This window comes from Microbulbifer zhoushanensis (assembly GCF_021729055.1).
In the GTDB taxonomy this organism is placed as follows: domain Bacteria; phylum Pseudomonadota; class Gammaproteobacteria; order Pseudomonadales; family Cellvibrionaceae; genus Microbulbifer; species Microbulbifer zhoushanensis.
The window spans coordinates 41152-60833 of sequence record NZ_JAJSAO010000001.1; the positions used below are offsets into that span (position 1 = coordinate 41152).

Annotated in this window: 17 protein-coding genes; 13 read left to right on the top strand and 4 right to left on the bottom strand. The window is 60.7% G+C overall.

Annotated features, from left to right (window positions below; all coding sequences use genetic code 11):
* Positions 1-61: 61 nt before the first annotated feature.
* From LVD10_RS00230 to LVD10_RS00245, 4 genes are all read left to right on the top strand, one after another.
* On the top strand, positions 62-1102 hold the full coding sequence (locus LVD10_RS00230) for a glycosyltransferase family protein (RefSeq protein ID WP_232942082.1): 1041 nt from the start codon (positions 62-64) through the stop codon (positions 1100-1102).
* Positions 1099-1791 carry a YrbL family protein gene (locus LVD10_RS00235; protein WP_232942084.1) on the top strand — a complete coding sequence of 231 codons (693 nt, stop codon included), beginning with the start codon at positions 1099-1101 and terminating at the stop codon, positions 1789-1791. Before LVD10_RS00230 ends, LVD10_RS00235 begins: the two co-directional genes overlap by 4 nt.
* Before the next feature lie 13 nt (positions 1792-1804).
* Entirely contained in the window at positions 1805-2857 is a 1053-nt protein-coding gene (locus LVD10_RS00240) for a glycosyltransferase (RefSeq protein WP_232942086.1), read from the top strand.
* A 398-nt stretch (positions 2858-3255) separates the two neighbouring features.
* Positions 3256-5493: a M3 family metallopeptidase gene (locus tag LVD10_RS00245; protein ID WP_237061269.1), complete on the top strand. Its 2238-nt coding sequence runs from the start codon at positions 3256-3258 to the stop codon at positions 5491-5493.
* Positions 5494-5726: 233 nt separating this feature from the next.
* Here the strand turns inward: LVD10_RS00245 and LVD10_RS00250 are convergent, their stop codons facing one another.
* Positions 5727-7391: an amidohydrolase gene (locus LVD10_RS00250; protein ID WP_232942090.1), complete on the bottom strand. Its 1665-nt coding sequence runs from the start codon at positions 7389-7391 to the stop codon at positions 5727-5729.
* 129 nt (positions 7392-7520) lie between these two features.
* On the opposite strand from LVD10_RS00250, the gene LVD10_RS00255 reads away from it, so the two are divergent.
* A complete protein-coding gene (locus tag LVD10_RS00255) occupies positions 7521-7727 on the top strand; it encodes a DUF2905 domain-containing protein (RefSeq protein WP_232942092.1) in 207 nt (68 codons plus the stop codon).
* Positions 7728-7795: 68 nt separating this feature from the next.
* Here the strand turns inward: LVD10_RS00255 and LVD10_RS00260 are convergent, their stop codons facing one another.
* Positions 7796-8281 carry an Lrp/AsnC family transcriptional regulator gene (locus LVD10_RS00260; RefSeq protein WP_232942094.1) on the bottom strand — a complete coding sequence of 162 codons (486 nt, stop codon included), beginning with the start codon at positions 8279-8281 and terminating at the stop codon, positions 7796-7798.
* A gap of 220 nt (positions 8282-8501) precedes the next feature.
* Here LVD10_RS00260 and LVD10_RS00265 point away from each other — a divergent pair, with 220 nt between their 5' ends.
* Positions 8502-12050 (top strand): indolepyruvate ferredoxin oxidoreductase family protein, encoded by a 3549-nt coding sequence (locus tag LVD10_RS00265; protein ID WP_237061277.1) that lies wholly within the window; start codon positions 8502-8504, stop codon positions 12048-12050.
* 114 nt (positions 12051-12164) lie between these two features.
* On the opposite strand, the gene LVD10_RS00270 is transcribed toward LVD10_RS00265, so the two are convergent.
* Both LVD10_RS00270 and LVD10_RS00275 read right to left on the bottom strand, forming a co-directional pair.
* On the bottom strand, positions 12165-12872 hold the full coding sequence (locus tag LVD10_RS00270; protein ID WP_232942098.1) for a ChrR family anti-sigma-E factor: 708 nt from the start codon (positions 12870-12872) through the stop codon (positions 12165-12167).
* Positions 12869-13462, bottom strand: coding sequence for a sigma-70 family RNA polymerase sigma factor (locus LVD10_RS00275; RefSeq protein ID WP_237061285.1), 594 nt, complete (start codon positions 13460-13462; stop codon positions 12869-12871). The genes LVD10_RS00270 and LVD10_RS00275 overlap by 4 nt, the downstream gene beginning before the upstream one ends.
* A 201-nt stretch (positions 13463-13663) precedes the next feature.
* Between LVD10_RS00275 and LVD10_RS00280 the strand changes: the two genes are divergently transcribed.
* The 7 genes from LVD10_RS00280 to LVD10_RS00310 all read left to right on the top strand — a co-directional run bounded on the left by LVD10_RS00280 (position 13664) and on the right by LVD10_RS00310 (position 19598).
* Positions 13664-14095, top strand: a complete 432-nt coding sequence (locus LVD10_RS00280) for a nuclear transport factor 2 family protein (RefSeq protein WP_232942102.1) — start codon at positions 13664-13666, stop codon at positions 14093-14095.
* 25 nt (positions 14096-14120) lie between these two features.
* A complete protein-coding gene (locus tag LVD10_RS00285) occupies positions 14121-14900 on the top strand; it encodes an SDR family NAD(P)-dependent oxidoreductase (RefSeq protein WP_232942104.1) in 780 nt (259 codons plus the stop codon).
* A 149-nt stretch (positions 14901-15049) separates the two neighbouring features.
* Complete coding sequence (locus tag LVD10_RS00290; protein WP_237061286.1) at positions 15050-16300, top strand: NAD(P)/FAD-dependent oxidoreductase; 1251 nt, start codon at positions 15050-15052, stop codon at positions 16298-16300.
* Positions 16300-17100 carry a DUF1365 domain-containing protein gene (locus LVD10_RS00295; protein WP_237061289.1) on the top strand — a complete coding sequence of 267 codons (801 nt, stop codon included), beginning with the start codon at positions 16300-16302 and terminating at the stop codon, positions 17098-17100. The genes LVD10_RS00290 and LVD10_RS00295 overlap by 1 nt, the downstream gene beginning before the upstream one ends.
* On the top strand, positions 17097-18362 hold the full coding sequence (locus tag LVD10_RS00300; RefSeq protein WP_237061291.1) for an SAM-dependent methyltransferase: 1266 nt from the start codon (positions 17097-17099) through the stop codon (positions 18360-18362). The genes LVD10_RS00295 and LVD10_RS00300 overlap by 4 nt, the downstream gene beginning before the upstream one ends.
* A 23-nt stretch (positions 18363-18385) precedes the next feature.
* Positions 18386-18901 (top strand): DUF2878 domain-containing protein, encoded by a 516-nt coding sequence (locus LVD10_RS00305; RefSeq protein ID WP_232942112.1) that lies wholly within the window; start codon positions 18386-18388, stop codon positions 18899-18901.
* Complete coding sequence (locus LVD10_RS00310) at positions 18894-19598, top strand: hypothetical protein (RefSeq protein WP_237061292.1); 705 nt, start codon at positions 18894-18896, stop codon at positions 19596-19598. Before LVD10_RS00305 ends, LVD10_RS00310 begins: the two co-directional genes overlap by 8 nt.
* Positions 19599-19682 lie beyond the last annotated feature (84 nt).

The window sequence follows — 19682 nt, forward strand, 5'->3', positions numbered from 1 at the left end:
AAAAAATCCGGTTAAATCAGATGTCAGGACTGCGTTTTCCACCGTACAGGGACCACGGTTTATGCGCGTACTCCACATCGCGTACCAACAGCTTCGCCGATATGGCAAGACCCGGGTCAGCTGGGCCCAGAAGCTGACCAACGGGCTGATCAAGAACGATCATTTCGTCCACACCTTCAGTGATCGCGACGTCGCCGCCTTCGAGGCCCCTCTGGGAATTCGCGACCTGGGCCGGGGCAGGGCGAACCGTAAGCTCCTGGAAACCGTGGAGGCGGTCGACCCGGACCTGGTGATCGCCGGGCACTGCGACATCATCAGCAACGAAACGCTGGCAGAGATTCGCAAGCGCAATCCCTCCGTGGCCATCGCCCACTGCAACAACGATCCGCTGTTTGTCCCCAGCAATGTGGAGCGTATCAAGCATCGCGCCCGCGTTGCCGACGCCGTATTTGTGTCTACCGGCCGCCCGGAGCTGACCCGGTTTGAAGGGCTCGGGGCGAGGATCTACCACATGCCCAACCCAGTGGACCCGGCCCAGGAAGGTATGAACAATGCCGCCCGGACTGACCTGGAAACCGACCTTCTTTTCTGCAGTAACAGCACCAACCTCACCAGGCGCCTGGAGCTGGTGAAATGGCTCCGCGACTCCCTGCAGGGCGAGCTGAATTTCAGGACTTATGGCAGTTTCGGGGAGCCGCCTGTATGGGGGCGCGACTATGATCGGGCGCTGGCCAACACCCGTATGGGCCTGAACCTGAATCGACAGGAAGGGCATTACTGGTACTCCTCCGCCCGTATGGCACAATTGGCCGGTAACGGCATTCTCCAGTTTTCCCACAGTAGCCCACGCTTTGATGAGTTGTTACCTGCGGAATCCATTGTGTATTTTGACGATCAGGACGATCTGCTGCACAAGGTCCGCGAGTTCCACAACGACGATGCAAAGCGTCGCAGCTGGGCTGCCCGGGCGCGGGATTTCTTCCATGCAGAGATGAATTCCCGCCTGTACGCCCAATATATTGTCGAGGCATCCCTGGCCCGCCCGTTCTCCCACGATTATGTTTGGGCCCGTGACGTCTTGCAGGGCGGGGCCCACTCATGACGATCCTGCTTGCTCCAGAAAAGCCTTTCGCCCGGGGAGGCAATCGACTCTGTTTTGTGCACCCGGATGACGACTCGCTCTGTATCAAGGTGCGGCGCCCGGATTTCACGCTGGCAGACCGGCGCCGCAAGAAAGGCTTTCCCAAGAACCTGAAGCCACTTTCCGCATTCGATGACAACCGTGAAGAGTGGAGGGTGATGGCTTCGCTCCAGAAGCGATACGGTGATCTCGTCTTCCATCACGTCAGTCGCTGTTTCGGGTTTGTCGATACCGACATGGGACGGGGATTGGTGTCGGAGTTGATCAGGGATGGCAGCGGGGCTATTTCCCAGACCCTCAAGAAGGTGATCTGGGACGAGGCGTTTACGGATGAGTGCCGCACGGCAGTAGAGGAGTTGAGCCGTTTCTGGGAGGGCAACCTGGTCCCCTCAAGGCATCTCCTTTTGCACAATATTGTCGTCCAGCGTGACATACAGGGCTGCATAGAGCGGCTGGTAGTCATAGATGGGCTGGGTAGCGCGGGGCTGCTTCCCATGAGCATATTCCCGCGAGTGTTTCAGCGGAACAAGATTAAAAAGAAAATTGCCGTCATGCATGGACGCATCGAGACATTGCTCGGCCAGCGGCACCAGGCCAGTTTCCCCGGGTACCACGGGCTCCTGATGCACGACGGTTTGTCTTCCCCATGATATGGATATCACCATGGCAGCTAACACGGAATCATTACGCATCGCCCAGGCCCTGGCAGGGGCGCAGCAAGGTGGAGCTGAGAACTTTTTTGCCCGCCTGGCGACTGGCCTCCAGCAGACGGGTGCTATTACCCAGAAAGCTTTTATCCGGGGGCATGATCATCGCCTGCGGTCATTGAGAAATGGTGGTGTGACTGCGGAGGGGTTCCGCTTTGGTGGCCCGCTCCACCAGATTGACCGCTTTCGGTTCAGGCGCGCCCTGCGTGCCTTCCGGCCGGATATCGTGCTCACCTGGATGAGCCGTGCCAGCAAGCTGACGCCGAAGGGGGATTACACGCTGGTCAGTCGCCTCGGGCATTACTACAACCTCAAATATTACCGGCACTCCGACTACTGGCTGGGTATTTCCCGGGGGATTTGTGATCACCTGGTCCGCGGGGGGATGCCGGCCGAGCGTGTGTTCCTTATTCCCAATTTTGCCGATGAGGCAGAGGTCGAGCCCCTGCCTCGCGACAGCTTCGATACGCCTACTGACCGTCCGTTACTGCTCGCCGCTGGGCGCCTGCATACCAACAAGGGCTTTGACACCCTGCTGCAGGCACTTGAAAAGGTGCCCGATGCCATCCTCTGGCTCGCCGGCACCGGTCCGGAAGAGGAATCCCTGAAGGCAATGTGCCGGGAGCTGGGCCTGGATGAGCGTGTCCGTTTCCTGGGCTGGCGCGAAGACGTGACCGCCCTGATGCGTACCGCTGATATGTTCATTTGCCCTTCGCGCCACGAGGGACTGGGTTCCGTGATCATGGAAGCCTGGGCCCACGGCTGCCCGGTGGTTGCGACGGACTCCCAGGGACCGGGTGAGTTGATCGAGTCGGGAGTCACCGGCGTTGTCACGCCGGTGGATCAACCGGGGCCGCTGGCCGACGCCATTGCCGGCCTGGTATCAGATGAGGCCGGGCGCAGGCAGCTGTCGGAAGCGGGCCGGTCCCACTACTGGAGTAGATTCAGCCGGGCAGTGGTTGTCGGCCAGTACCTGGAGTTCTTCAGCGGGCTGAAAAGCGGGACCTGAGCCCCGGGCAGCAGGCTGCACCTGGAGTCCGGGCGTGGCGTAACCTGATTATGCGGACCGGTACCCCGGATTGGGTCAATGCTTGGTGCCAGCACCGCGGTCTTCACTCTGGAAAAGTTGTCTTGTGGCGCCCGGCCCAGGCCGGCGGGCCGGGTGACTTTTACTCCCTGTTTTGGTTAATAACCACTTGTTAAGTCGTTATCAAATAGCACAAATAGATCCAAAACAACCCTCCTGCGCAATTGTTTGCCAGCTGTGGGGGGATCATCCTGAAAAACTGTCGTTTTACCCCGTGGGGGAGGCGGCTGGGCACCCGTGAATGGCGGTTGGCGCAAAAATACGGTTAAACTCGGGGGTTTACATGTGACGGTATTCTAACAAGAGAGAGGATTTAGCCGATGCGCCAATCACTGATCGCGCTTTCCGTAGCCGCAGCCATCGCCGCTGCCGCGGGCTGTAGCAAGGAGGCCCAACAGGCCGCGTCTGTCGACGGAAACGCCCAGGCCCAGGCGAGCGCTGCCGCTGATGCCAAAAGCTCCGTGGTCGAAAGCAATCCACTGCTGGCCGAGTGGACCGGCCCTTACGGCGGTGTACCGGCATTCGATAAGATGCGCGTCGAGGACCTGAAGCCGGCAATGGAGTTCGCCATGGCTGAAAACCTGCGCGAGATCGATGCCATTGCCGCCAATCCCGAGCCGGCTACCTTCGCCAACACCATTGCCGAGCTGGAGCGCAGCGGTGCCGAGCTGGATCGCCTGTTCTCCTACTACGGTATCTGGGCCGCCAACATGTCCTCTCCGGAATTCCGCGAGGTTCAGGGCGAGCTGGCACCCAAGCTGGCCTCTTTCCAGTCCAAGATTATCCAGAACGACGCGCTCTTCCAGCGGGTCAAGGCCGTCTATGACGCCCGCAATGACTCCGACCTGGATGGCGAGCAAAAGCGTGTGGTCGAGCTGATCTACAACCAGTTCGCCAACAACGGTGGGACCCTGGAGGGCGAGGCCAAGGAGCGCTATGCCGAGATCAACAAGCGCCTGGCCGAGCTGCACACCAAGTTTGCCAACAATGTGCTGGCGGACGAGGAGGGTTACACCCTGTTCCTGCGCAGCGACCAGCTGGCCGGCCTGCCGGAATCATTCGTGAATGCAGCCGCGGCGCTGGCGGAAGAGAAGGGCCAGAAGGGCAACTACGCCATCACCAATACGCGCTCTTCCATGGATCCGTTCCTGACCTATTCCGATAACCGCGAGCTGCGCGAGAAGGTCTGGCGCAACTACTACAGCCGCGGCGACAACGGTGGTGAACACGACAATAACGCAATTATTGCCGAGATCCTGAAGCTTCGCGATGAACGCGTGGAACTGCTGGGCTTCGAGAATTACGCCCAGTGGCGTCTGCAGGACCGCATGGCCAAGACCCCCGAGCGCGCCATGGAGCTGATGGAGGCTGTATGGCCTGCCGCAGTGGCCCGTGTTGAGGAAGAAGTGGCTGATATGCAGGCCCTGGCAGACGAGGAAGGTGCGGATATCACCATCAAGCCATGGGATTACCGTTATTACGCCGAGAAAGTACGCAAGGCCAAGTACGACCTGAACTCTGACGAGGTGAAACAGTACCTGCAGCTGGACAAGCTGCGTGAAGCGATGTTCTTCGTTGCCGGTGAGCTGTTCAACTTCGAGTTCAGCCCGGTAAAAGAGGGCAGCGTGCCGGTCTTCCACGAGGACGTAAAAGTCTGGGAAGTCACCGACAAGACTTCCGGCGAGCATATCGGCCTGTGGTACCTGGATCCGTTTGCCCGCGCCGGCAAGCGTTCCGGCGCCTGGGCGACCATGTACCGCGACCACACCACCTTTGATGGAAAGACCAATGTACTGTCTTCCAACAACTCCAACTTCATCAAGGGTGCCCCGGGCGAGCCGGTGCTGGTGAGCTGGGACGATGCCTCCACCTTCTTCCATGAGTTCGGCCATGCACTGCACTTCCTGGCCTCTGACGTCACCTACCCGACCCTGAACGGCGGTGTGCGTGACTACACTGAGTTCCAGTCACAGCTGCTGGAGCGCTGGTTGTCCACCGACGAGGTGATCGACAACTACCTGGTGCATTACAAGACTGGAGAGCCGATTCCTGAGGAGCTGGTTGCCAAGATCAAGAAGGCTTCCAAGTTCAACCAGGGCTTCGCCACTACCGAGTACCTGGCATCGGCCCTGGTGGACATGAAGTTCCATACTGCCGACCCGGAAGGTATCGACCCGGACAAGTTCGAGCGCGAGACCCTGGAAGAGCTGGGCATGCCGGATGAACTGGTAATGCGTCACCGCACGCCGCACTTTGGCCATATCTTTTCCGGTGAGGGTTACTCTGCCGGTTACTATGGCTACATGTGGGCCGACGTACTGACTTCGGATGCGGCGGAGGCCTTCGCCGAAGCCGAGGGTGGTTTCTACGACCCGGAAGTTGCGGACAAGCTGGTCAAGCACCTGTTTGCACCGCGTAATTCGGTCGATCCGGCGGAAGCCTACCGCGCTTTCCGCGGCCGCGATGCCGAGATTGGCGCACTGATGCGTGATCGTGGCTTCCCGGTACCGGGCGATAAGTCCGAAAAGGAAAATACCACTATCGCAGTGAAAGACTGACGGTAGGTATTTAACCTGTAAAAAAGCCGCGGTGTGAAAGCACCGCGGCTTTTTTGTTTTTGGCATAACCCGTTGTAAGAACGACCCGTGGCCGCGATCTGGAGGGGGTTGGGCCCGGAGTTAATCGCGGCCAGCGGCCGCTCCTACGCCACTCCTGGGGTAACAGGGTTTATTGTAGGAGCCCTCCGTGGCCGCGATCTGGTGACCACCGACAGTCGATGGGTGTCTCGTGATTACTGCTCACGGCGATAAACACGCTCGCCTTCCACCCAGGTTTCCGCCACTTTCACCTGCCAGATATCCTGCGGGTCGATTCGGAATATATCCTGTTCCAGCAGAACAAAATCAGCGAACTTACCCGGTTCCAGGGAGCCGGTAACCTGCTCCTGGTGGCTCGCGTATGCCGCATCCAGGGTGAAAGACCGCAGGGCCTCTTCGAGGCTCATTGCCTCCTCCATGCGCCAGCCTTTTGCGGGCATACCCTGGCGGTCCCGGCGGGTCACTGCTGCGTGAATACCGTAGAGCGGATTGACGGGCTCAACCGGGAAGTCGGAGCCGGAGGCAATGCGGGTTCCCTGGTCCAGGAATTTCTGCCAGGCGTAGGCTCCCTCGAGACGCTCTTCACCCAGGCGATCGCCGGCCATATTCTTGTCGCTGGTGGCATGGATCGGCTGCATGGAGGCCACCAGGTTCAATGCCGGAAACCGGGCAATATCCTCCACCTTCAGTACCTGGGCGTGCTCCACGCGATGGCGGAAGGGCTTCTGGTTGTGCTCTTGGTGCAGTGTCTGCAGGTGGTCGAGCACGATATGGTTGGCGCGGTCACCGATGGCGTGCACGTTTACCTGGAAATCATTGTCCGTGGCCAGCTTGAGCAGAGACAGGATTTCTTCCTCGGGGTAAAGCAGCAGGCCCCTTTCCCCCGGGCGGTCGTGGTAGGGCTCAATCAGGGCGGCCCCGCGACTGCCCAGCGCGCCGTCCGCTGATAACTTGATGCTGCGCACGTACAGTCGGTCCTGCGGCTTACCGATATGGCCCGCTGCCAGTAGTTCGCGCAGGTTGTCGCTCTCTACCGAGATCATCGGATACATGCGCAGGGGGATCGCCTTCTCTTCTGCCAGCTGGCGATAGGCCGTCAGTGTTTCCCGGTCGATCCCCGCATCGTGGACGCCAGTCAGGCCCAGCGATAGAGACAGGTCGAAGGCCTTGGCGAGAGCGGCTTTTTTGTCCTGCAGCGAGGGTGCCGGGATCACTTTCTCCAGCAGGGCCATGGCATTGTCCACCAGTACGCCGCTGGGTTCGCCGTTATCGAGGCGATGGATTTCGCCACCCTCGGGCGCCCGGGTGTCACTGTCGATACCCGCCTTCTCCAGGGCGGCACTGTTGGCCCAGCCGGCGTGGCCGTCAATACGACGCAGCCAGATGGGGTTGTCAATCTCCAGCGCATCCAGCTGTGCGCGGGTGGGGAAGGCCTTGCCGGGCCACAGTACCTGGTTCCAGCCGCGCCCGACCAGCCACTCGCCCGGTTCCAGTTGCCCTGCAAACTTTTCAATGGCGTCCAGGGTTTCCTGTAAGCCCAGGTCACGAAGCTCCAGCCGCTGCTGCAGCAGCCCCTGTCCCAGCACGTGCCCATGCGCATCGATCAGGCCGGGCAGCAGGGTCTTTCCCTGGCCGTCGATTTTTTCCGCGTCGGGATACTGCTTCGCCAGTGCCGGGTAATCCCCGGTCGCCAGTACCTTGCCCTTGTCAAACGCGAGCGCCTGGAAGCGCTCGAGCTTATCCTCGGTGGCCTGGTAGCCGCTGACATTATGAATAAGGGTTGTAGCGAAACCGCTGCTGGAAACTGTGGTGAGTGCTATTGCCGCAACCAGGGCGGTGATGGGGCGGGGTAGGTGCATGGTTGTTAGCCTTGTTTTTGACCTGTGACGGGGTGTGACCGATAGTAGCAATGGGTCTTTTTGCTTGGCAATTGCAGGGCGCAGGCGGGAGACCGCAGTGATATTCGGGATATGGGGAAAGGAGGGGTTATGTCGCGCTGGTTTATGCTCGCCGGGGCCGTCCTGCTGGCCATCGGGGTGCTGATGCATTTCGCTCCCTGGCTGTTCAACTGGTTTGGGCGGCTGCCCGGTGATATCCGTCTCGAGTCGGGGCGCAGCCGGGTCTTTATTCCCATCACCTCGATGATTGTGATCAGCGTGGTATTGAGCCTGTTGCTGAACCTTTTCCGTCGCTGAGCCTGGGGCGGCCAGGCCGGCGGGGGCGTAATCCGGCCACCCCGGTGGGGGATGGCCGGGCGGGGTTGTTATTCCTGCTCCAGCAGCTGTTCCAGCGGCAGCTCTGTGCGGTAACGGACCTGCTTGAGGGAGAAGCTGCTCTTGATATGGTCGATACCCGGCAATTCAGTCAGTTTCTTGTCGAGGAACTCCTGGTAAGCCTGCAGGTTGGGTACCACCACCCTCAGCAGGTAGTCGAAATCGCCGGTCATCAGGTAACACTCCATGACTTCCGGCCACTGCTCAATTACCGACTCGAAATCCTGTAGCTCCTTCTTGACCTGGTGGTTGAGCGTCACCTGGATAAATACGCTGACAGGAAGTCCCACCATCTGGGGCTCCAACAGGGTGACGGCTCGCTTGATAAAGCCCTGTTCATGCAGGTTCTTGACCCGGCGGGAACAGGGGGAGGGGGACAGGCACACCTTTTCCGCCAGTTCGATATTGGGGATGGTGGCGTCTTCCTGCAGTATCTCCAGGATCTTCTTGTCGATGGCGTCCAGAACGTAGGCCATAGCGTTGCAGCTTCTCTCTTAGGGCGGCGCTCCCGGTTGATTATCCTGCCGTCGTATGTGTCCGCAGGGAGCCCTGATTTGATGAATTGTTGCAGGTAGTCGGCAGTCTTTGGTGACTTGTGGCTGTATTATGCCGTATTCCCGCTCAATTTGGTATGACCTGCTTATGGAGGCGGTGGTAGTTTTGTCCGCATAGATATAATCATAAGCAGGTGTACCCATGGCAATGGTAGAGAGCGACCAGGAGCTGGGCTTCGATCGCGAGTATTCCCTCAAGGCCGCGTTTACCCGCGACGAGGGGCGAGTCTTTCTCACCGGCATCGACGCACTGGTGCGGCTGCCGATCATGCAGAAGCAGCTGGATGAAAGTGCCGGCCACAATACCGCCGGCTATATCTCCGGCTACCGGGGCTCGCCGCTCGGGGGCTACGACCAGGCCCTGTGGCGCCACAAGGCATTGCTGGCAAAGCGCGATATTCATTTCGAGCCCGGCATCAATGAAGACCTGGGCGCCACCAACATCTGGGGTACCCAGCTGCTGGATCACTATCGCCAGCAGGCTACCCGCGACGGGGTCTTCTCTATCTGGTACGGCAAGGGGCACGGCGTGGATCGCAGCGCCGATGTCTTCCGCCAGGCCAATGTACAGGGCACTTCCCGCCTGGGCGGGGTGCTGGCGCTGTGCGGCGACGACCACACGGCGGAATCCTCCATGTTCTCCCACAACACCGACCAGATCTTCGAGTCGGTGATGATGCCGCTGCTGTTCCCGGCAACCATAGACGAATACCTGACCCTCGGCCTGGCCGGTATCGCGTTGTCGCGTTTTTCCGGACTGTGGGTAGGCTTCAAGACCATTACCGAAACCGTTGAAAGTGGCGCCTCCCTGGTTGTGCCGGAGCTGCCCCGGTTTGTGCTGCCGGAGGATTTCACTGTTCCTCCCCACGGCCTCAATTACGACCCGCACCTGAACTGGCCGGCGGAGCGGCTCGAGTACGAGCGCCGCATGCTGGAGGAGCGACTGCCGGCAGCGCAGGCGTTTGCCTATGCCAACCGGCTCGACAAGACCGTCCTTGAGGCGCCGCGCAAGCGCTTTGGTATCGTCACTGTGGGCAAGGCCCACGGCGACCTGCTGGAGGCATTGCAGCTGCTAAACCTTACCGAGGCGGACCTGCAGCGGGCCGGTATCTCCATCTACAAGGTGGCCATGAGCTGGCCGCTGGAGCCGCGCGGCATGCGCGAGTTCGCCGCCGGCATGGAACGCCTGCTGGTGGTGGAGGAAAAGCGCCCGCTGGTGGAAGACCAGCTCAAGAACCTGATGTACGGCTGGCCCGATGGCGAGCGTCCCAGAGTGGTGGGCAAGAAAGACCTGGCGGGGAACGACCTGTTGCCGGCGATCTGGGGCTTTGGCCCGGACCAGGTGGCCAGGGCCATCGCCCGCTGGCTGGGAGACACCGAGCTGGCCGCGAAGCTGCTGCCGGTGGCGCAGAAGCTGGGCGCCGATACCCCGGCCAAAGCCACCGGGCTGCTGGCGCGTGAGCCGATTTTCTGTGCCGGCTGCCCCCACAATACCTCCACCAAACTGCCGGAGGGTAGCCTGGGCAGTGCCGGTATCGGCTGCCATATAATGGCGCTGGGCAAGGGGCTGCGCACGGATACCTACTCCCATATGGGCGGCGAGGGTGCCCAGTGGGTGGGCCTGCACCGCTTCTCCAGCGCCGATCATATTTTCCAGAATATGGGCGACGGCACCTATAACCATTCCGGCCTGCTGGCCATCCGCCAGGCGGTGGCCAGCAAGGTCAATATCACCTACAAGATCCTGCTCAACGACGCAGTGGCCATGACCGGCGGCCAACCGGCTGATGGAGAGGTCACCGCGCCCACGCTGGCCGCGCAACTGCTGGCGGAAGGTGTCGGGGAAGTGGTGCTGGTCACCGAGCATGAGGACCACTGGCGCGAGCACCGGAGTGAGTTGCCCGGTGCATTGCAGGTCGTGCCCCGGGCGGACCTGGACGCGGTCCAGCGTCGCCTGCGCGAAGTAGCGGGCGTTACCGCCATCATTTACGAGCAGGTGTGTGCGGCGGAGAAGCGTCGCCGGCGCAAGAAAAAGCAGATGCCGGACCCGGCAACCCGCCTGTTGGTCAACCACCGGGTATGCGAGGGCTGTGGTGATTGCAGTGAGCAGTCCAGCTGTATTGCGGTGGAGCCCCTGGAGACAGCCTATGGCCGCAAGCGCCAGGTGAACCAGTCCAGCTGCAACAAGGATATGCGCTGCGCCGACGGGTTCTGCCCCAGCTTTGTCAGTGTCGAGGGCGGCGAGCTGAAAAAGCCACCGGTGCAGTCGCTGGCGGAATCCCTGGATGCGGAAATCGCGCGCCTGCCGCTGGCCCCGCAACCGCAGGTGGAGAAGCCCCTCAGCATCCTGGTCGCCGGTATAGGCGGCAGTGGCGTACTGACGGTAGCGGCCCTGCTGGGGATGGCGGCACACCTGGAAGAGAAGGGCAGCACCACCCTGTATTTCACCGGCCTGTCGCAGAAGAACGGTGCCGTAGTGGCGCACGTGAAGGTGGCGGCGCGGCCGGAGGACATTACCACCGCGCGCATTCGCGATGGCGCAGCAGAACTGGTCCTGGGCTGCGACATGGTCACGGCAGCCGCCCAGCGGACCAAAATGGCTGCCGGCAAGGTCCGGGCACTGGTAAACACTGCAGAAGTGCCGGTGGCGGCATTTGTGCGGGACAACGAGCTGGCATTCCCGGCAGATGCCACCCAGGAGAGTATTGAGTCCCTGTGTGCCGAGTACTTCGCTTTTGATGCCAACCGTTATGCTCAGGCGCTGTTCGGCGATACCGTCTCCAGTAACCTGATGCTGATGGGTTACGCCTGCCAGCGGGGCCTGCTGCCCATCAGCGATGCGGCACTGGAACGGGCCATCGAACTGAACGGCGTGGCGGTGGAAAACAACCTGCGCGCGTTTCGTGCCGGCCGCCTGCTGGCGGCCGACCCGGCAGCGGTGGATCGACTGCTGGTGCCCGAGCAGCAGGTGCGGATCCAGGAGCCGGAAGAGGGCCTCGATGCCATGCTGGCCCGCCTGAAAGGCGAACTTACCGAGTACCAGAGCAGCTCCTACGCCGGGGTCTTCGCGCGTACTGTGGAGCAGCTGCGCCGCGCCGAGCAGGCGGTACCGCATGGTGGAGGGCGCCTGGCCCGTGCCGCGGCCCTCAGCCTGTTCAAGGCCATGGCCTACAAGGATGAGTACGAAGTGGCCCGGCTGTACAGCGGCGAGGATTTCCAGCGCCAGCTGCGGGAGACTTTCACCGGTGATTACAAGCTGCGTTTCCATATGGCGCCGCCCCTGCTGGCACGGCCAGACAGTTCCGGCCGTATCCGCAAGATGGTATTCGGTCCCTGGGTGGGCAAGCTGATGCCGTTGCTCGCCAGGGGGCGGGTACTGCGGGGTACCGTGTTCGATATTTTCGGCTATACCCGTGAGCGTCGGGAAGAGCGCCGCTGGGCTCGCCAGGTGGCGGGGGCAGTCAGGTCAGTGGCGCGGGGACTGCGCGCGGACAACTACGATGCCGCGCTGGAGCTCCTGTCGCTGCCACAGCTGGTGCGTGGCTACGGTCATGTGCGCGAGCGCAAGCACGCGGCCGTGCACGATCGCTGGGAGCAACTGCTGCAGCAGTTTACCTCCGGCGACTTCCAGCCCCGTGGCGGGGCGACGGTGATGACCCGTTCACCGGCAGAGGCTGAGAAGGCACCGTAACCCGGGGGTTGTACAGAGGCACAAAAAAAGGCAGCCCGCACAATACGGGCTGCCTTTTTTATTGCTCAGTTTTGCTGTCTGGGGGCTGCTGCTCCAGCACAACCGGATGGCCTGTTACGCCGGCCTGAAAGACAGCAACGGGTTTACCAGCCAGCCAAGTGGACCTTTCACATGGACGGGGGCCTCGACCACGGACAGGCACAGGCATTCCTGGTCCTGGGTGGCAATCGGCTGGTGCACCTCGCCGGGCTCCCGCAGGAGGAAATCGCCCGGGGTGTAAACACCGTCGGCATCGGAAAAGCTACCGTACAACACCAGTGTTACTTCGCGCCCGCGGTGGTCGTGCTCGACCACCTTGCCGCCGCTGCAGATGCGCTGGAACGCAACCTCGTACCTGTCCTGGCCCGCAGCCAGCCGCGATGTTTTCAGCGATGGTGACACACGGCGCCACTTCAGCGGGCGGTTGCTGCCCACCAGCTTGCGGATGACGCGCGGCAGGCGTGCCAGGGCCGGGTCGCGGTCGTCCCTGGTGCTGCGGGAACGCCTGCTGGGCGGTGCGGGCGCGGCGCACTGTTCCGGTTCGGCTGGTGCCGTCTCCTCGTGGTCGATGCGCTGCATCAGGCGATCCAGGGCTCCGTCGCAGGTTTCCTGGGGTTCGCAGTCATCCAACAGGCCGCCACCAATATGGTTCAGGCGCTCGCTCTCCCTCCGGCACTGCGGGCACAGTTGCAGGTGCGCTGACACTGCCAGGCTCATGGCCCAGGGCAGGCTGCCGGAGGCGTACTCAACCAGCAGGTTGTTGTCGGGATGGTGTCGAATCATGATGCACCCTGTTTACTCAAAATCGCTTCCAGCTTCTTTAAAGCCAGTCTTACACGGGACTTGACCGTACCCAGCGGTAGTCCCAGTTCATTGGAAATTTCACTGTGAGACTTGCCCTCCATATAGGCCTTCTCCAGTACATGGCTCTGTTCGGCCGGCAGGCTGCGCAGGCCCTCCGCGATGTCCCGCTGGCTGCGCTTGTGCTGCAGCACCAGCAACGGCTGGCTCTCAGGGGAGTCATCCCAGATATCATCCACTTCCACATCACCACCGTCGGCATCCTGGCGCCGGCTGTTCCGCCGCAGCATGTCGATGCGGCAGTTACGCATGATGGTGTAGATCCAGGTATTGGCCGAGGCCCTGGTGGGATCGAAGCTGGCAGCCTTGCGCCAGACCCGGAACATGACTTCCTGTACCAGCTCATCCGCCGCCTCGGCGGAGAACGCCTGGGCGCTGCGGCTGTAATGAAAGCCCTTGATCAGGGGGGCGTAATGGTGGAACAGGCGCTCGAAGGCCGCCCGGTCCTGGCGGGAGCCCACCAGTACGAGCAATTTGCTCCAGTCATCATCGCGACTCTGGGTCTGCTGCAAAGTGTTTCCGTTTGGGTCTGTCCGTGTTGCTAAAGCCATCTTATCGGTCTTTCCACGTTTGTCGACCTCGGGTTACGTGGTCGAGCGGCAGGTGGATCACCATCTATATGGGAATTTCCATGTAAATGGGCTATCAGTTCGGGGATGATCCGATAAGTGGCCATCGGCGTAATATTCCGCAAATCTTAACAGGGTGACAGCATGAGTGGCCTGATTGGGGAGTTGCAGTCGTTTTACCGGGACTTTCTCCAGGCGGATACCGACCGCCTGGGTCGTATCTATGACCCATCCGTCATTTTCTGCGACCCGATTCACCGGGTTGAGGGCCTGGACGCCCTGGGAGCCTACTTCGAAGGGATGAGCCGGGGCCTGGAGAGCTGCCGGTTCGAGTTCGGCGAGGCGGTCGAGGGAAGTGGCAGTGCCTGCCTGCCGTGGGTAATGCACTACGCCCATCGATCCCTGAAAGGGGGCCGGCCGCTTGAGCTGCGCGGTTGCAGTCTGCTCCGGTTCGCTGAGCGTATTCATTACCACGAGGACTTTTACGATGTTGGCGCCATGGTCTATGAGCATGTGCCGTTGATGGGCGCCCTGGTGCGCGGCATCAAGGGCCGTATGGCCAGGACGGCGGACTGATGCCCACAGGACAGGAGGGATTTTCTTGAGCGCAATCGAAGGCAAAACCATCTGGATTACCGGCGCCAGTTCCGGGATAGGGGAAGCCCTGGCCCGGCGCCTGGCAGAGCACAACAACTTCGTCATTATCAGCAGTCGGGGCAGGGAATCATTGCTGGATGTGCAGAAGGTGGCACCCACACGTATTCGCGTGCTGCCCTGTGATGTCAGTGATGACGCGGGCATGGACCGTGCTGGCCGGGAGCTGGCTGAACTTACCGACCACCTGGATATGGTGGTGGCCTGTGCCGGTACCTGTGAGTACGACGACGGCCTGAAACTGGACAGCGCCAGTTACCGGCGGGTGTTTGATGCCAACTTCTTTGGGGCTATTAACACCCTGCGCCAGGCCCTACCGCTGCTGTCGCAGAGCAAGGCGCCGGTATTTGCCGGGGTCGGGAGTCTTTCGTCGGTGGTTGGTTTTCCCCGTGCTGAGGCCTACGGTGCTTCCAAGGCGGCACTGGGGTACTTCCTGGATGCCTTACGGGCGGACGTGTCCCGTACCTGCCTGAAGGTGGTGCACATCCGGCCGGGCTTTATCGATACGCCGCTCACCGAGCGCAATGATTTTGATATGCCATTCCTGATGACGCCGGAGGAGGCGGCCGCCTGTATCGAGAAGGGGCTGTTGCAGGGGAAAAGCACGATTGATTTTCCCCGGCGGCTCAGCTGGCCGCTGCGCTTTTTCGGGTTTTTCCGCTGGCTGTGGTTTCGCTTTTCCGCACCCCGGATGACGCGGATACAGTCCCTGTCGGCCCGGCAGTAAACGGGCGAAGCGGCGGAAGATGGATCGGTTCCGTCGCCAGCAGGCCGGCGCGGGTCGATAGCCGGCACGTGCAACTGCAACAGTATTGGAAGTGAGGCCAGCACAGCGGGAACAGCTGTGGTGGTTATTCGAAGAATAAGGAAACCTGGATGCGCATTGCGATTGTCGGTAGCGGCATTTCCGGCCTGACTGCGGCCTACCTGTTAAACAAGAAACACGATATCACCCTGTTCGAGGCGGCCGATCGGCTGGGAGGGCACACCGCCACTGTGGATGTGGAGGAGGGGGATCGCCGGCTGGCAATCGACACCGGCTTCATTGTGTTCAATGACTGGACATATCCCAACTTTATCAAGCTGATGCAACAGCTGGGTGTGGATTCCCAGCCCACGGACATGGGCTTCAGTGTCTGCTCCGATCGTGAGTCGTTCGAGTACGCAGGAAACAACCTGGACAGCCTGTTCGCCCAGCGGCGCAACCTGCTCAGCCCTGGGCATTGGCGCATGCTGCGGGATATCGTGCGGTTCAATCGCGCGGCAGTTCGCGACTGGCGTAGCGGCAAGCTCGATGATGCACTCTCCCTGGGCCAGTACCTGAGGGATAACGGATACTCTGAAGAATTCACCAATCGCTACCTGGTGCCAATGGGCTCGGCCATCTGGTCAGCCAGCATGTCGCAGATGCTGGACTTCTCGGTGAATTTTTTTGTGCGTTTCTTTTTCAACCACGGACTGCTGAATATCTTCAACCGGCCCCAGTGGCGGGTGATCAAGGGCGGTTCGCGGGAATATATCGGCCCGATGGTGAAAGACTTTGCCGGCCGCATCCGGCTCTCCACGCCGGTGACCAGCGTGATACGCGGCTCCGACGGTGTCACCCTGCGGACAGGGGCTGGCGAGGCGTTGGATTTTGATGCGGTAGTGCTGGCCTGCCACTCCGACCAGGCGCTGGCCTGCCTGGACGCGCCGACAACTGCGGAGCGGGAACTGCTGGGAGCCATTCCCTACGCGGCCAATTCGGTGGTACTGCATACCGATACCCGGCTGCTACCGGAGCGTCGCCGCAGCTGGGCCAGCTGGAATTATCGCCTGCAGGGTGACAGTGACCGTTTGCCGGTACTGACCTACAACATGAATATCCTGCAGCGACTGGACTCGGAGCAGACCTATTGTGTGACGCTGAATGCGGACGATATGATCGATCCGGACAAGGTTATCCGGCGCTTCGAATACGCTCACCCACAGTTTTCCGTGGCGGGCATGCAGGCGCAAAAGCAATGGGAGGCGGTCAATGGCCAGAACTATACCTGGTTCTGCGGTGCCTACTGGCATAACGGCTTTCACGAGGATGGCGTGAACAGCGCGCTGCGTGTGGCCCAGGCATTCGGGGTGACGCTCTGATGGAGAGCGCCATTTACAGCGGTTGGGTCCAGCACCGCCGTTTCGCGCCACGGGAGCACCGATTTCGCTACCGGGTGTTCATGATGTACCTGGACCTGGGGGAGCTGGACCAGGTGCTTGCCATGAGCCCACTGTGGTCCCGCAGCCGCTGGGCCCCGGCAAGCTTCCGGCGGGAGGATTTCTTCGGGGATCCGGCACTGGGTGTCGGTGAGGCTGTACGCCGGCGCGTAGAGGAGGCGTGCGGCGAGCGGCCGGATGGCCCGGTGCGGGTATTGGCCAACTGGCGCTATTTTGGATATAACATGAACCCGATCAGTACCTATTACTGTTTCGATCGGGATGGCCGCGACGTTCGCTGGGTAATGCTCGATGTGCATAACACGCCGTGGAACGAGCGTCACAGTTATGTGCTGGACTGTCGCGACGCGGCATCGGACGAAACACCGGAAAGAATATCGAGAGTGCAGAGAAGCAGTTTCGACAAGGCATTTCACGTTTCCCCCTTTATGCCGATGCGGCAGGCATACCGCTGGCGCAGTATCACTCCCGCGGATCGCCTGTCCATATTCCTGCAGAACCTGCAGGACGGTAAAGCTGTCTTCGACGCCACCCTCAGCCTGAAACGCGAGGAAATCTCCCCGCGTTCGTTGAATCTTGCGCTAATCCGATACCCCCTGATGACCGTAAAAGTCATTACTGCCATCTACTGGCAGGCATTGAGGTTGTGGCTCAAGCGCGTGCCGTTGTTTACCCATCCGAATCGCAGCGTTCGGGCCGATGCAGGAGAAGAACACGAATGAAGACTGTTGAAGCAGGCCAGGCCAGTCGAGTCGAAGACTCGAGTCAGTCGACCTGGATTACCCAGCTTGCCCGGCGCCTGGTGCTGGGAAAACTGGCGGGAATAAAGCATGGCCACCTGGTGGTGGAAGAGGGCGGTGAAGTGCATCGCTTCGGCGAGCCGGAACAGCAGGCTGAGGTGTCTGCGCGGATCTGCGTCCAGGATGAGTCAACTTATACCCATGTGCTCTTCAACGGCACCATTGGGTCCGGGGAGGCCTATATGCAGGGCGCCTGGACATCACCCAGCCTGGTCAATGTGATCCGGTTAATGGTCAACAATATGGCCCTGCTGGAAAATATGGATTCCCGCTGGAGCTTCCTGCAGAAATTCGCATTGCGTATCCTGCATCGTTTCAATGCCAATACCCGCTCCGGTTCGCGCAAAAACATCTCCGCCCATTACGACCTGGGCAATGACTTTTTCAAGCTGTTTCTCGACCCCACCATGCTGTACTCATCGGCCGTATTCCCTTCAGCGAGTGCCAGCCTTGAGGACGCCTCCCTGAACAAGCTGGAGCGTATCTGCCAGAAGCTCGATCTCAATGAACACGACCACCTGCTCGAGATCGGCACTGGCTGGGGCGGAATGGCGGTATACGCTGCCAGGCATTATGGTTGCCAGGTGACCACGACCACGATTTCCCGGGAGCAATATGAGCACGCCCGGGCCTGGGTGGAGCGCGAGGGACTGCAGGACCGTGTGACACTGCTGCTGAAAGACTATCGCGACCTGGATGGCGAATACGACAAGCTGGTGTCTATCGAGATGATCGAGGCTGTGGGGCACGAGTACTACAAGGACTTCTTTTCCCGCTGTAGCCGGCTGTTGAAGGAAGATGGCCTGATGGTGATGCAGGCCATCACCATCCAGGACCAGCGCTATGATCGCTACCGCAAGCAGGTGGACTTTATCCAGCGGTATATTTTTCCCGGCGGCTGCCTGCCGTCCAACCAGGTAGTAGCCGACCATATTGCAGACAACACCGATATGCAGATTGTGGGCCTGGAAGACATCACCTTCCACTATGCCCGAACCCTGGCCGCCTGGCGGGATGCGTTCTTTGAGCGCCTGGATGAAGTGCGACGCCAGGGCTTTGACAACCGTTTTATCCGTATGTGGGATTTCTATCTGTGCTATTGCGAGGGCGGATTTCTCGAGCGGGTGATCAGCACCGCACAGTTTGTTTTTGCCAAGCCGCGTTGCAAGGCGCTGCCAGCCTGACGGGCCGGTAAAGGGGCGGGGTTATGTGGCGGATTGTCGTAAACGCTGTCCTTTTCGATATTGCCTGGCCCCTCTGTGTGCTGGTGGATAGCGTATGGATTATCATCGCGTTCACCGCAGCCAACCTGTTTGTGCACCTGCGAATCGTTGCCGACAAGGCCAATGAATGGCTGTGGATCGCGGTGGTGTGGCTCCTTGGCTTCAGCATCGATACCGCAGTATTCTCCAGTGGCTTGTTGGTCAATGACGATGGTTCACCGTTCCCGCCGGCCTGGTTGTTGCTGCTGTGGGTCAATTTTGCCATGGCGCTCCGCTATAGCATGTTCTTCCTGCAGAAGAGCGCTATCCTTGCCGCATTGCTGGGGGGTATCTTCGGGCCGTTCAGTTACTGGACTGGTGCCTGGCTCAACGGCACTGTGGAATTCAGCCAGCCAGTGATCGTTCCGGTGATTGTGCTCGTATGTATCTGGGCATTGTTCCTGCCGTTTACCACCTGGCTGTCGCGCCGACGGATTTTCACCGGGGTTGAATATGCTTAGTCTCCTTGCCGCCGTGGCACTGAACGCCGCCGCGCACTGTGGTTACCAGGGTGAGGTGCAGGCCCTGGGCCTGGCGCGGGATCCCCGCAATAACAACCTGGCCTACTGTGAGTACTACCTGCCCACCCGCGACAACCGCACGCGGGTCCTCTACTACAACCCCCGGGGCCACCGTATTGCCGAGAAAACCCTGATCACCCCGTCCGGCCAAAAGCCGCGCAATGCACCGCGCCCGGAGGTAGTGCAGCAGGATTACCGCCATGGCGAGGAACGCGTCGTGCGGCGACGGGGCGACCAGTGGGAAATGCGCTACCGGGAGAGTGATACGGCTGGGTGGGAGATCGACGTCATTGATGCCGGTGAACTCGATGTGATCGATGCCGGCTTTGACCCGTTTGTGCGCAATAACTGGGACCGCTTGTCAGCCGGTGACGCGGTGGAATTCAACTTCGCCTCCCCGCTGCATGGTCGTGCGGTAAAACTGCGCGCGCGCAAGGTGGATTGCCGGGGAGAGGAACAGGGCAATCTCTGCCTGCGGGTAGACCTGGCGCAGGCACTGTTGCGCATGTTCGCCGGCGATCTCTACCTGGTATACGGGACGGAACAGCGCCAGCTCAGGCAATTCGAGGGGATCGTGAATCTGCTCGATGACCAGGGGGAGAGCCAGAAACTGCGTATCGACTATTTCTACCGGTAGCCAGCAGTAGCCAGTAGCAACACCAGGCCTGGCTATCTTGGATAGCCAGGACCAGGCGGCTGGCTTTTCTTTCCATGTCCAGCC

What these genes read in the sequence shown, in the direction of transcription:
- LVD10_RS00230 (WP_232942082.1), top strand. Translation starts at nt 62, where the DNA reads ATGCGCGTACTCCACATCGCGTACCAACAGCTTCGCCGATATGGCAAG.
- LVD10_RS00235 (WP_232942084.1), top strand. Translation starts at nt 1,099, where the DNA reads ATGACGATCCTGCTTGCTCCAGAAAAGCCTTTCGCCCGGGGAGGCAAT.
- LVD10_RS00240 (WP_232942086.1), top strand. Translation starts at nt 1,805, where the DNA reads ATGGCAGCTAACACGGAATCATTACGCATCGCCCAGGCCCTGGCAGGG.
- LVD10_RS00245 (WP_237061269.1), top strand. Translation starts at nt 3,256, where the DNA reads ATGCGCCAATCACTGATCGCGCTTTCCGTAGCCGCAGCCATCGCCGCT.
- LVD10_RS00250 (WP_232942090.1), bottom strand. Translation starts at nt 7,391, where the DNA reads ATGCACCTACCCCGCCCCATCACCGCCCTGGTTGCGGCAATAGCACTC.
- LVD10_RS00255 (WP_232942092.1), top strand. Translation starts at nt 7,521, where the DNA reads ATGTCGCGCTGGTTTATGCTCGCCGGGGCCGTCCTGCTGGCCATCGGG.
- LVD10_RS00260 (WP_232942094.1), bottom strand. Translation starts at nt 8,281, where the DNA reads ATGGCCTACGTTCTGGACGCCATCGACAAGAAGATCCTGGAGATACTG.
- LVD10_RS00265 (WP_237061277.1), top strand. Translation starts at nt 8,502, where the DNA reads ATGGCAATGGTAGAGAGCGACCAGGAGCTGGGCTTCGATCGCGAGTAT.
- LVD10_RS00270 (WP_232942098.1), bottom strand. Translation starts at nt 12,872, where the DNA reads ATGATTCGACACCATCCCGACAACAACCTGCTGGTTGAGTACGCCTCC.
- LVD10_RS00280 (WP_232942102.1), top strand. Translation starts at nt 13,664, where the DNA reads ATGAGTGGCCTGATTGGGGAGTTGCAGTCGTTTTACCGGGACTTTCTC.
- LVD10_RS00290 (WP_237061286.1), top strand. Translation starts at nt 15,050, where the DNA reads ATGCGCATTGCGATTGTCGGTAGCGGCATTTCCGGCCTGACTGCGGCC.
- LVD10_RS00295 (WP_237061289.1), top strand. Translation starts at nt 16,300, where the DNA reads ATGGAGAGCGCCATTTACAGCGGTTGGGTCCAGCACCGCCGTTTCGCG.
- LVD10_RS00300 (WP_237061291.1), top strand. Translation starts at nt 17,097, where the DNA reads ATGAAGACTGTTGAAGCAGGCCAGGCCAGTCGAGTCGAAGACTCGAGT.
- LVD10_RS00305 (WP_232942112.1), top strand. Translation starts at nt 18,386, where the DNA reads ATGTGGCGGATTGTCGTAAACGCTGTCCTTTTCGATATTGCCTGGCCC.
- LVD10_RS00310 (WP_237061292.1), top strand. Translation starts at nt 18,894, where the DNA reads ATGCTTAGTCTCCTTGCCGCCGTGGCACTGAACGCCGCCGCGCACTGT.